We start from the raw sequence: 12,069 nt of genomic DNA, 5'->3' as shown, positions 1-12,069 counted from the left end.
TCCCTCCATCCCAAGGCCATTCTTAATTCTTTTGCGGAGTAATATCATTTAAATATCCTTCTAACCTATCTAGGGTTAGTGCCCCCTGGACAATCTCTTCTATTTCCCCATCAGGATTAATAAAATAAGTAGTAGGCATTGGACCAATTTTATAAAGATCCTTTACCTCTCCATTCTTATCATGAGGAACTGGAAATGTTAAGTCGTATTCATCAATAAATTGATCTACAACTAATTCTGTCCCATCTAGACTTACTGCAACAATCTCAACGCCTTTTTCTTTATATTCCGGATATAAATCTTGCATGTAAGGCATTTCTGCTTTACATGGTTCGCACCATGTTGCCCAAAAGTTCAGCATGACACCTTTTCCCTCTAAGTCGCTTAACTGGACCGTTGATTGATCTACTTCACCGCTAATCTGTTTCAGTTGAAAATCGGGAGCAGCATCACCAACACGGTATATTTTGTTATCATCTTTCATATTTGAAACAATAGCGAATACTACTGCTGCTACTAAAATTAGTAATATGGATGACCTAAAAATGAAGCGATTTCTTTTTTTCTTCTGTTTGTTTGTCTTATTTTGTTGAATATCCAATGTAACACTCCCTCCCAGGTCATTATATCATTTAAGACTATTTGTAAATTTGACCATTATCTTACAATTTTTGAGCATGGGCACGTAACTGATTAACTTCTTTAGGAGTTAAGGCTCGATATTCTCCTGCATTTAAGCCTTCTAATCCAATAAAGTCATAACGTTCACGTTTTAATTTTATGACTGGGTAGCCCAGTTCTTCTAACATACGACGGACTTGACGATTTTTCCCTTCATGTAATGTTATTTCTATAATGGACGTCTTCTTTTGATGGTCTGTAGATAGTAAATTTACTTGAACTGCTTTTAGTACATCTTTATCTGAACGTATTCCTTTTTGTAATAAAGCTAATTCCTTTTTATTTGGTATACCTTTCACCTTCGCAATATATACCTTGTCCATTTCATGACGAGGATGCATAAGTAGGTTAGCAAAATCTCCATCGTTCGTTAATAGTAAAACTCCAGAAGTATCATAATCCAATCTTCCTATTGGAAAGATCCGTTGTTCTACGGTATTAAAATAATCGATAACTACTTTCCTGCCTTTATCATCTTTCACACTTGAAATAACCCCTCTTGGCTTGTATAAAAGAAAATAAACAGGAGTTTCTTTTTCAAGTGGGACACCGTCTACAACAATTTCATCATTCGCTGTAACTTTAACTCCCATCTCTTGAACGGTTTCTCCATTCACTTTAACTTTTCCATCAAGAATCAGTTGTTCTGCTTTTCTACGTGAAGTAACCCCACTCTGTGCGATTACTTTTTGAAGTCTTTCACCATTGTTCGTCATTCTAATCACCATTCTTTTTGTATTTAACCATAATAATAGCGTTAATATTATATTAACGCTATCAAGTGTATTATCCAAACATTATTTTAACAAGAACTATTGTAGAAAGTATAGCAATTAGATCTGCAAGTAATCCAACCTTTAAAGCATATCGAATCTTTTTAATTCCTACAGCTCCAAAATAGACAGTAATAATGTATAATGTCGTATCAGTGCTTCCTTGCATAACAGAAGCAATTCTTCCTATAAAAGAATCGGGGCCATAAGTAGAAATCAGTTCCGTAGTCATTCCTAATGCTGCGGTTCCAGATATTGGCCTTATTAATGCAAGTGGCAAAACTTCAGATGGAATCCCAAAGATAGATAAGATTGGTGAGATTAATTGAACAAAAGCTTCCATTGCACCAGAACTCCTGAGAATAGAAATTGCAACAATCATACCAACTAAAAAAGGAAGCAAAGAAAATGCCGTTTTGACACCCTCTTTCCCTCCTTCCACAAATAAATCATAGGCAGGTATTTTTCGTACCGCTGCCATTAGTAGAATAACCAATATAAAACAAGGAATAATCCAAATACTAATAGATGTTATAATCTCCATTAATTTTTCCCCCAAGTACTTTTATAATGATAAAAGCGATCTATCATCAGACCTGCAGTTGTGGCAATGATAGTGGCCATTATGGTTGCAGAGACAATTTCTGTTGGAGATGCAGAATCATATTGCATTCGAATCCCAATTACTGTTGTAGGCACTATGGTAAGTCCTGTCGTATTCAATGTGAGAAAAGTAATCATCGATCGAGAAGCGGTATCATTATCTTTATTTAGTTTTTTCATCTCTTCCATTGCTTTAATACCAATCGGTGTTGCTGCATTTCCTAGCCCAAACATATTTGCTGTCATATTTGAAAGGATATAGCCAATTGCAGGATGATCTTTCGGTATATCAGGGAATATTCGAACGACAATGGGACGAAATACTTTTGCTAATAAATCTAGTAATCCTGCCTCTTTAGCAATTCTCATCATACCTAACCAAAAAACTAATATACTAATAAGTCCAATGGATAATGTAACAGCATCACCAGCACTTTCAAAGATTGCTTGATTTACTTCCTCCATATTTCCGCTAAACATAGCATAGACGATGCCAATAACTGCCATAGAGATCCAAATCCAATTGATCATATAGCTTCTCTTCCAATTATCGATTCAAATACTGTTTTTAAGTTATCAAAGATAGAGTCTTTTTTTTGTTGTTCTCCCGGATAAATATACGATTCATACACTTCTTGATTGTTTATATAATAAACCGATTTCCCAATCGCTTGCTTCAATTCACTTTTCTCCTCTGATAAAAAATAATTTTTCACATCGACTTTTTCATTACCATCTTTTAGTAAGGGGAGGTTCACAGCATTTTTATAGTTACCATATACGGTACTTGTTTTAGGTTCAATATGATAAAGTGCTGTTCCTTCCTCTTGTACTGTTTTCATTTCAAATTGATCAAAGCCCCACTCAAACATGCTAATATGATCTTGCCAATCATCAGGAGCATCTAAAGTAACTGCAATTAAATCCATGCCATTTTTATGAGCTGAAGTGACTAATGTTCGTCCGGTAGCCTTTGTATAACCAGTTTTTCCGCCTGTACAATAATTATATAATCGAGTCAGTAGTTTATTTTTATTTTGCCAATGATAGGTTCTGTTTTCCGAAAGATACGAATCGGACCCACTAACTTCTCGAAACATCGGATCATCCATGGCATATTTCATTAGAATTGCCATATCATATGCACTTGAATAATGTGTGTCTGAATCTAAACCATGAGGATTATCAAAATGCGTGTTTTCCATTCCTAACCACTTGGCTTTTTCGTTCATCAAGTAAACAAATCCTTCTTCACTACCTCCTACATGTTCAGCTATTGCTACCGCTGCATCATTTCCGGATCGAAGCATTAATCCATAAACTAAATCTTTTAAAGGAATTTCTTCACCCTGTTCCAGATAGATAGAGGACCCTTCTGTATAAATCGCTTTTCTTGAAGTAGTTACTTGTTCATCTAACATTCCAGATTCTATAGCGATAATTGCTGTCATAATTTTTGTAATGCTGGCTATGGAAGCTTCTTCATTAGCATTTTTCTCAAATAACACTCTACCAGTAGATTGTTCTATTAATACTGCGTTATTTGCAGATACAGACGGCAATGCTTGTCCATACGAAGGAAAACTCATGATTAATATTAAAAATGTTAATGATCCAATGAATACACGCATTAGTTCTTGTCCTCCTAGATATCTTTTCTATAATTATCTTATGCAAGTCAAAAATGGTTATGAATACAAGCGATAATTATTTATTTATCTAAAAGAATCAACTTTATGATATCCGAATGTTGCTTTGTTTGTTTTCCATAGTCCAAGCACCGAGCATTATATTTAAATATCACTAATAAATAATTCGTTTGCTAAATAATACTTGGCAATTGTGTCAATATCATAATAAGATATTTTGCGTGAAAATCGTATGTTAGCTGAAAATTGCTTCATAAAGATTTTTAAAAATAAAAAAATCCCGTAAAGGGATTTGGGTGATTCAATATCATTTATACTTCATCTTGAAATCGTTCGAAAAATAAATCTGCTTCTCGTTCTTCTTTATCTGGGTCAATATTTTCAGGTAGAGGTGGTAATTCATCCAACGATGCCAAACCAAAAAAAGTAAGAAATTCTTTGCTTGTTTGAAACAGCACTGGCCTACCAACCGTGTCTTTTCTACCTGATTCTTCAATCAAACTTCGTGTAATTAGAGTTTGGAGAGGTCGTTCACTCCGAACTCCTCTAATCTCATCAATCTCCGCTCTTGTTATCGGCTGACGATAAGCTATTATAGCAAGTGTTTCCAAAGCTGCTTGTGACATTTTACTTGTACGAGGAGAATCAATTAAACGTTTAAAATAAGAGCTATGTTCTGGTTTTGTAGTTAAATGAAGAATATCATTTGATTGAATTATCATTAAACCACGGTCTTCTCGCTCATATTCAAATCTTAATTCCTCTAATAAGTGTTCCACCGTGTCTACTCCAATATCTAGTATTTTGCTTAATTGTTTTAACGTAACGCCTTCATCTCCACTGGCAAATAGTAATCCTTCTGTAACTCCTTTTAATTCATTCATATTCACGTAAATTCCTCCATGCTAAATAGATACAGGTCTTCAAAATGTCGTTTTTGTACAGCGAATATTTGTTTGTCCTTCATTAATTCTAAAACTGCTACAAAAGTAACAACAATATAACTTTTCGTCGGCGAAGGAAATAACTTATCAAACACCAATCCATTTGTCGAGGATTGCACCTGTCGAAGCACATCTTTCATTCTTGTCTCAATGGGAATATCCATTCGCTGTACTGTCGTGTCATGTGGTTCAGTCCATTCTTTTCTTTTTAACATTTTATTTAATGCACCAATCATATCAAATATAGAAATATCGGTTTGATTTGTTGTAACCTTCTCTGGTACATCTTTGAATTCAAAGACAGCTGGTGGACGAGTGTATAATTGAATTTCCTCGTTTTCTTTTTCTTTTAGCCGTTCTGCTATTTCTTTATACTTTCGGTACTCGATCAATCGTTGCATTAATTCTTCTCTCGGATCTTCCATATACTCTTCATCAAGATTTTCTTCTAATTCTTGTTTAGGCAAAAGCATTTGACTTTTTATTGCTAATAATGTAGAAGCCATTACTAAATACTCACTAGCTATGTTTAATTCTAAGTGCTGCATAGTATGTATATACTCCATGTATTGTTGTGTAATTTGAGCGACAGGAATATCATATATATCGATTTCATATTGGTTAATTAAATGTAATAATAAATCCAACGGACCTTCAAATGTATCAAGTTTTACTTTATATCCTTCGTGCATAATATAATTTCCTTTCAAAAAAAAATTAGATATGTGAGTTGCGCCCATACACAGTATACATATCTTACATAAGCTGTAGCGTAGTATAAATGTTATCACAAAACATTTATGTAATGAACACAAAGGAGGCAGTTAAACATGAGTGGTGGATATGGTTATGCAGGAGGATTCGCGTTAATCGTTGTATTGTTTATCTTGTTAGTTATTGTCGGTGCTGCTTGGTTCTAAGAGGCAGAGCTTAAATAAAAGCGTTAAAGTTTTTCAAGCAGTTGCTGCAGCTGACGAAAAAACCCAGCCCATTAGTCAATGGGCTGGGTTTTTACCATTTATTCCTTGCTATCGACCTCTGAACTATCTATACACTTTTTAAAGAAATTTTGAATTTCCTCAGTCGGTGTAATTTCATACTTATTACCATAGATACGTTGAATTTCACGAATCATCTTTTGACCAATTCCACTGTTGCGATGAGATGGATTCACGGAAATATGTTGAATTACTAATGATGTTTCGTCCAAAATCTGAACACCAATTGCGCCTAATACATCATCATCTTCTTTCCACAAATGTAGATGCCAATGATCAATTTGTTCATAATCTTTAATTGTTTGCTGTAATTTTTTTACGTCTTTCTTTACTTCAGGCATAAAAGACAATAAGCCCATTGCAATCTTTTCATGATTTTTTTTATAACGAATTAACATAATTACCCCTCATTAAATTGCTGTAATGGTAATTCTATATTATAGGTAGACAATAGTACAATACCAACTGACTATATATTATTTATGTCATGCTATAAATTATTTGTCAACTTTGTTCATTTTATAATTAGTATAAATATCTTTGATAGCATCCCATATTACTAAACCGTCAGAGGCTTTATTTTTCCATTGAAAAGGAATCATATTAACAATTGCTAACCAAAGATTAAACCATATAGCTAAGCTAATCAACAGATAATCGCTATGTATTCCAAACAGAAATAATAGCATTAAAAATACGATGAAATTAAATAAAGGTCCTAAAAAAGCAATTAATGCTCGCTGGTATGGTAGCAAGTCGTGATTAAAATGATAATTACTTCCCCCACCTAACATGTAAAGGGAATTTATGTTGAATTGAAGATACCCTATCTTCTTTTTTATTATAGGTGCTCCCCGGCCAATATGTATAAAAATATGTGTTGCTTTATAAACAAACGACCCTGAAACATGACCAAATTCATGTATCAGGGTAATAATCGGAGCAATAATAAACAAAAATAAAACTATATCTATTAAGCTCATTATTATAACCGATTAAGAATTAATACGAATCTCTTGCATCGTATCACCATTACGCATTGCTTTTGCATGTTCAATCCCTGATGTTACTTTACCAAATACAGTATGGACTCCATCAAGATGAGGTTGAGGCTCATGAACAATGAAAAATTGACTGCTTCCAGTATCTTTACCAGCATGTGCCATTGATAAAGAACCTTCTTCATGTTTATGCGGATTACCTTCCGTTTCACACTTTATTGTGTATCCAGCTGAACCAGTACCATTTCCTACAGGACATCCTCCTTGGCTTACAAATCCTGGAATCACTCGATGAAAAGTAAGTCCATCATAAAACTGATCAGAAGCAAGTTTTTCAAAATTCGCAACGGTATTTGGTGCTTCTTCTGGATAAAGTTCAAATTCAATTTTATTTCCATTTTCCATTAAAATATATCCTGTTTTCATAGTAATTATCTCCTTATATCATAAGATTCTTTCTTATTTTATCACTTCTTGTCAAATATATAAATGAATAACTCCTTATTCGTAGGATAAATCATTACGAACTACATCTTGATACGTTTCTCTTCTAACGACCAATTGATCTCTTCCATTTTCTACAAATACTACAGCAGCATTGGGAAGTCGATTATAATGACTGGCCATAGAGTAACTATAAGCACCTGTTGAGAAGACGGCTAATACATCACCACTATTAATTTCTGGAACTGGTAAATCCCAGATAAGCATGTCACCAGATTCACAACATTTACCAGCAATAGAGACTTCTTTTACAATAGGTTTTTTGGGATGATTCGCAATAACAGCCTCATATCCAGCATTGTATAAAGCGGGCCTTATATTATCTGCCATTCCACCATCAATAGAATAGTATTCTCTTATACCTGGGATCTGTTTGTTTGATCCAATCGTATATAAGGTGATACCAGCATTTCCCACAATAGATCTACCTGGCTCAATCCAAATCTCTGGCATCTTCATCGAAAGCTTTTGGACATGCGCTTGTACAGCGTCTGCCATACTTTTAATATAATTATCTAATGGTAATGGTTGGTCATCTTTTGTATAACGAATTCCAAATCCTCCACCTAAGTTGAGAACATTAGGTTGATACTGATATTTATTATTCCATTTTTCCAGTTCTGAAAATAATAAATCCGTAGCCACTTGAAATCCACTGGTTTCAAATATTTGTGAGCCTATATGGCAGTGCAGTCCTTGAAACCGAATTCGCTGATGCTCGTATAATCGTTTAAATGCTTGTTCAGCTTGTCCGTTTTGTAAATCAAATCCAAACTTAGAATCTTCATTTCCAGTCATGATATATTGATGTGTTTTTGACTCTACACCAGGCGTTACACGGATTAATACATCCATTTGTTTTTGTTTTTCTGCCAAAACTTCTTCCAATAAATCAATATCATGAAAATTATCAATGACAATACATCCAATTTCATAATCTACTGCCATTCTAATCTCTTCCAAACTTTTATTATTCCCATGCATATGTATTCGTTCAGTTGGGAAGTCAGCTTGTAAAGCTGTATATAATTCTCCTTCTGATATAACATCAAGGCATAATCCTTCCTGTTTAGCCACTTGAAGCATAGCTATGGAAGAAAATGCTTTACTTGCATAAGCTACCTTTCCTTTGATACCAGTATCCGTGAATGCTTGGACAAATGATCGAGCATTATTTCTGATAAGCGCAACATCATATACATACAAAGGAGTACCGTATTTCTTTGCTAAATCAAGTGTATCCAAGCCACCTATTTCTAAATGTCCTTTTTCATTAACTGTGAAAGGGTGAGTATCTATTATCATAATTCAAATTTCCCCCGTAATTTCAAATAATAAAAACACTTTATCACAACACCGTCAAAAACAAAAGCGAGAATTATATCAATACACCCCTAAACCATCAATTAGTAAAAGCTTATTCAAACAATGTTTGAACAAGCTCTTCCTAGTTAAGGCTGACGGTAATTATTTTTAGGATGAACAATACTTGGTCTACTCTTCGTATAAGGAACAGGTACGCGGATAAGGATTTGAATCATTGCTTTTGGATTAAATGGAATAAACGGCCATAGATATGGTGTTTTCAATGACTTTATTTGAATTAGAAATAGAATGTATAAAGTTATTGAGATCATATATCCCGGTAAACCAAACAATCCAACTATAATCACGAGAGTCATACTAACAACCTTATTTGCTACACTAATTTCATAACTCGGAGTAACATAATTACCTATGGAAGCTGTTGACACATAAAGTATAACTTCTGGTGAAAATAATCCAACTTCAATTGCGATTTCTCCAATTAATACTGCTGCAATTAAACCCATAGATGTTGATAAAGGCGTTGGAGTGTGAATCGCTGCCATCCTTAAAAATTCTATACCAATCATTGCTAAGAGTACTTGTATAACAATTGGAACATTTCCTTCATCATTCGGACCAATAAAACTTAGACCTTCAGGTAAAAGTGATGGTTCGATAGCAAAAAGTACCCAAGTTGGAAGTAAAAATAACGCTGCTAATACTGCCATAAAGCGAACCACTCTTATAAACGTACCTATAGATGGTACTTGTCGATATTCTTCTGCATGTTGAAGATGATGAAAAAAAGTCGTCGGAAGTATTATTGCACTAGGTGATGTATCTACAAATATGAGAACATGACCTTCTAATAAATGACTTGCAGCCACATCTGGACGTTCTGTATATCGAACTAAAGGATATATATTCCATCTTCTTAAAATTAAAAACTCCTCTAATGTTTTTTCTGCCATGGAAATTCCGTCTAGCTTAATTTGACTGATATGATTTTTAATCAGTTCAATTAACCCATCATCAGCTACATCTTGTAAATAAGTAATACATACGTCAGTTTTCGACCTCTCTCCAACTTTCACCATTTCATTTCTTAGATTTTCATCTCTTAGTCTTCTTCGAGTAAGTGCCGTATTTTCAATTATATTTTCAGTAAATCCGTCTCTTGATCCACGGATGACTTTTTCTGTATCTGGTTCTTCTGGAGTTCTTCCTGGATAATTACGAACATCAACAATTTGAGCAGATCGTTCTCCGTCTATAAACACTGCAATAAGACCACTTAGTACTTGATCAACTACTTCATCCATTGTTTTTACTGATTCTACTTGTTGATGCACAAGTCTATTCTCAATTATTTCTGGAAGCATTTTTTTATTTGTTTCTACATCATTAATTTCCACTAACTTCTTTAGCATTTCCTGTACAACAGATGCATCACAAAGTCCAGTAACATAATATATATGAATACGTTGCTTTAAAATTATAAGTTCACGATAACCAATATCAAAGGAGGTTTTAATCCCAAGTTTAGTCTTCATATAATTGTAATTTTCTTCAATTTTTGGTGAAATCATACGCTTTTGTTGTGATTTTAATTTACTCATAAAAACAATAACCCGCCTTTTTGTTTATCTTACAAATACGATCCACTGAAATAAGGAACCAAACACTTTACCTAGTAATAATGCCATCATAAAAATTAATACAAACTTGTCCATGCCAATTCTCCGCGTCAGGATAGGAAAAACATTTAATACTTCCGTTAAGGCTGCTGCTAACATGCCATTAAATATCCCATGTAATAATCCCCAGAATAAAAGTGTTATAATCGTCTGATTAAGCGTTATAGACGCAAAGGAGAAATATGTGCCAATTAACAACCCGAAAATTACTGATCCTCCATATGCTTTTGTAAATGCTTCTGATTTACTTAACTGTACTAGACGGGGGATAATTCCTAGTACTGTTATAAAAGCTACAAAGCCTGCCCCAACTGCTAAACCACCACTAAAACCAATGAAAACTTGTAAAAATCTAAGAAAGATTTCTTGGATCATTTAAATCATTTTCCATATAGGTGATGTACTGATTAATATCTTGTTGATAATTAAAAATCTCTATTTCTAAGGGGCTTGGTTCTTCATTAAATCGTTTATTAAACCAATGATTGAAAAATAAAAGCGTTCCTACTCCTAATCCTAAGGAATATGGTATTTGAATCCAAAGAGGAAATTCGTTTTCTCTGCCAGTTAAGAGTAAATGAATCTTTTGCTGTACCTGTTGCATACTTACATCATAGTGAAAATTCATGATAGTCATAGCAGTACCAACAAAAAGTAATAACCATACAAAAGATACGATCCAGAGGTTGGTTTGCTTTTTCCTTTTTTGGATATGAATAATTGTCTGTTCAGATCCTATTAATTGAATTTCGATATCAGAGAATATGGAGATTAAATGATCGACAATCAAAAAGCTATCAATGATCAGAATGTTTTCATCCTTATCAGTGATACGATAAATTGGTGTCAATTCAAGTTTTTTTTTATAGGAAACGTTAGAAGAAATGTGAGCAATATCTTCTAAGTACAATTGCTTTTTATGGGCAATATTCACTTTTTTATGCATCCGTAAGTAGACAATATCAGCCATAAATTCAGCCTTCTTTCCTGTAATGTATATTGATTATAGTATTAGTCAAATCAAACGTTTTTATTAAAAATCATTTCATAAAGTGAAACTTCTTTCTTATATTATTATCCGTCTTTTGACCAAGTTGTTATAATGAGCATAAAAAATAGAGCCTTCCAAAGAGAAGACTCATTTACGTATTAACTTGAATCCATATTTTTTTTCATATCTTCTAAGATCTTTTTCTCTAGTCGTGATACTTGTACCTGCGAAATCCCTAATCTTTCTGCTACCTCTGTTTGTGTCTTATCTTTATAGTAACGAAGATAAATAATTAAACGCTCACGTTCTGTTAAACTTCGAATGGCCTCTTGTAATGATAGTTTCTCAAACCACTTAGAATCTTGCTCTGCAATCTGATCTAACAAAGTGATTGGATCGCCATCGTTTTCAAACACCGTTTCATAAATTGATTGTGGTGACTTCGCTGCTTCCTGTGCATGCACAATTTCTTCCGGTTGCAACTCAAGAGCCTCTGCTAGTTCATTTACGGTCGGAGAACGACCATACTGTTTCGTCATTTCATCTTTTTTTCTTCTTATTTTATTTCCTATTTCCTTTAAAGATCTACTTACTTTGATACTACCATCATCACGAATAAAACGCTGAATCTCTCCGATAATCATCGGTACTGCATAAGTGGAAAATTTAACATCATAACTTAAATCAAATTTGTCGATCGATTTAATTAAACCAATACTTCCAATTTGAAATAAATCATCCGGATCGTACCCCCGATTAATAAAACGTTGAACTACTGACCAGACAAGTCGTATATTTTTTTCTACTAAACGATCTCTCGCTGTTTGATCTCCTTGCTGGCTCATGCGTATAAGTTCTTTTACCTGCTCATCGGATAGCTGCTCCCGCTCCCGTGTTTTATTCACATTCATAATTAGACC

General features: G+C 33.9%; 16 protein-coding genes. 1 reads left to right on the top strand and 15 read right to left on the bottom strand.

From position 1 onward, the window contains the following. Nucleotides 1–22 precede the first annotated feature (22 nt). The 7 genes from resA to AQ616_RS06165 all read right to left on the bottom strand — a co-directional run bounded on the left by resA (nucleotide 23) and on the right by AQ616_RS06165 (nucleotide 5,342). Complete coding sequence (gene resA / locus AQ616_RS06195; protein ID WP_017796938.1) at nucleotides 23–601, bottom strand: thiol-disulfide oxidoreductase ResA; 579 nt, start codon at nucleotides 599–601, stop codon at nucleotides 23–25. 61 nt (nucleotides 602–662) lie between these two features. Then, entirely contained in the window at nucleotides 663–1,397 is a 735-nt protein-coding gene (locus AQ616_RS06190; protein ID WP_069685292.1) for a pseudouridine synthase, read from the bottom strand. Nucleotides 1,398–1,467: 70 nt separating this feature from the next. Next, complete coding sequence (locus AQ616_RS06185; RefSeq protein WP_017796940.1) at nucleotides 1,468–1,998, bottom strand: spore maturation protein; 531 nt, start codon at nucleotides 1,996–1,998, stop codon at nucleotides 1,468–1,470. Continuing rightward, nucleotides 1,998–2,588: a nucleoside recognition domain-containing protein gene (locus tag AQ616_RS06180; protein WP_017796941.1), complete on the bottom strand. Its 591-nt coding sequence runs from the start codon at nucleotides 2,586–2,588 to the stop codon at nucleotides 1,998–2,000. Before AQ616_RS06180 ends, AQ616_RS06185 begins: the two co-directional genes overlap by 1 nt. Next, nucleotides 2,585–3,688, bottom strand: coding sequence for a D-alanyl-D-alanine carboxypeptidase family protein (locus tag AQ616_RS06175; protein WP_017796942.1), 1,104 nt, complete (start codon nucleotides 3,686–3,688; stop codon nucleotides 2,585–2,587). Before AQ616_RS06175 ends, AQ616_RS06180 begins: the two co-directional genes overlap by 4 nt. 329 nt (nucleotides 3,689–4,017) lie before the next feature. Next, nucleotides 4,018–4,596 carry an SMC-Scp complex subunit ScpB gene (scpB, locus tag AQ616_RS06170; RefSeq protein WP_017796943.1) on the bottom strand — a complete coding sequence of 193 codons (579 nt, stop codon included), beginning with the start codon at nucleotides 4,594–4,596 and terminating at the stop codon, nucleotides 4,018–4,020. Then, on the bottom strand, nucleotides 4,593–5,342 hold the full coding sequence (locus AQ616_RS06165; protein ID WP_017796944.1) for a segregation/condensation protein A: 750 nt from the start codon (nucleotides 5,340–5,342) through the stop codon (nucleotides 4,593–4,595). Before AQ616_RS06165 ends, scpB begins: the two co-directional genes overlap by 4 nt. Before the next feature lie 138 nt (nucleotides 5,343–5,480). Here AQ616_RS06165 and AQ616_RS06160 point away from each other — a divergent pair, with 138 nt between their 5' ends. Then, on the top strand, nucleotides 5,481–5,570 hold the full coding sequence (locus tag AQ616_RS06160) for a YjcZ family sporulation protein (protein WP_011066227.1): 90 nt from the start codon (nucleotides 5,481–5,483) through the stop codon (nucleotides 5,568–5,570). A 98-nt stretch (nucleotides 5,571–5,668) separates the two neighbouring features. Here AQ616_RS06160 and AQ616_RS06155 read toward each other — a convergent pair whose 3' ends face one another. The 8 genes from AQ616_RS06155 to sigF form a co-directional block, all read right to left on the bottom strand. Then, complete coding sequence (locus AQ616_RS06155; protein WP_069685291.1) at nucleotides 5,669–6,046, bottom strand: GNAT family N-acetyltransferase; 378 nt, start codon at nucleotides 6,044–6,046, stop codon at nucleotides 5,669–5,671. 99 nt (nucleotides 6,047–6,145) lie between these two features. Then, on the bottom strand, nucleotides 6,146–6,631 hold the full coding sequence (locus tag AQ616_RS06150) for a zinc metalloprotease (protein WP_069685290.1): 486 nt from the start codon (nucleotides 6,629–6,631) through the stop codon (nucleotides 6,146–6,148). 12 nt (nucleotides 6,632–6,643) lie between these two features. Then, nucleotides 6,644–7,075 carry a peptidylprolyl isomerase gene (locus tag AQ616_RS06145; RefSeq protein WP_017796947.1) on the bottom strand — a complete coding sequence of 144 codons (432 nt, stop codon included), beginning with the start codon at nucleotides 7,073–7,075 and terminating at the stop codon, nucleotides 6,644–6,646. 75 nt (nucleotides 7,076–7,150) lie between these two features. Continuing rightward, nucleotides 7,151–8,458 (bottom strand): diaminopimelate decarboxylase, encoded by a 1,308-nt coding sequence (gene lysA / locus AQ616_RS06140; RefSeq protein WP_017796948.1) that lies wholly within the window; start codon nucleotides 8,456–8,458, stop codon nucleotides 7,151–7,153. A 146-nt stretch (nucleotides 8,459–8,604) separates the two neighbouring features. Beyond that, nucleotides 8,605–10,080 carry a spore germination protein gene (locus AQ616_RS06135; protein ID WP_017796949.1) on the bottom strand — a complete coding sequence of 492 codons (1,476 nt, stop codon included), beginning with the start codon at nucleotides 10,078–10,080 and terminating at the stop codon, nucleotides 8,605–8,607. A 24-nt stretch (nucleotides 10,081–10,104) separates the two neighbouring features. After that, nucleotides 10,105–10,533, bottom strand: a complete 429-nt coding sequence (locus tag AQ616_RS06130) for a stage V sporulation protein AB (RefSeq protein ID WP_069685289.1) — start codon at nucleotides 10,531–10,533, stop codon at nucleotides 10,105–10,107. Then, on the bottom strand, nucleotides 10,511–11,128 hold the full coding sequence (locus tag AQ616_RS06125; RefSeq protein WP_017796951.1) for a stage V sporulation protein AA: 618 nt from the start codon (nucleotides 11,126–11,128) through the stop codon (nucleotides 10,511–10,513). Before AQ616_RS06125 ends, AQ616_RS06130 begins: the two co-directional genes overlap by 23 nt. A 179-nt stretch (nucleotides 11,129–11,307) precedes the next feature. Beyond that, complete coding sequence (gene sigF / locus AQ616_RS06120; protein WP_017796952.1) at nucleotides 11,308–12,060, bottom strand: RNA polymerase sporulation sigma factor SigF; 753 nt, start codon at nucleotides 12,058–12,060, stop codon at nucleotides 11,308–11,310. Between the last annotated feature and the right edge of the window lie 9 nt (nucleotides 12,061–12,069).

Origin of the sequence: Oceanobacillus sp. E9, from assembly GCF_001741975.1 — a bacterium.
Taxonomy (GTDB): Bacteria; Bacillota; Bacilli; order Bacillales; family Amphibacillaceae; genus Oceanobacillus; species Oceanobacillus kimchii.
Note: the sequence above shows the minus strand (reverse complement) of the source record. Positions and strands in the feature narration are given on the sequence as shown.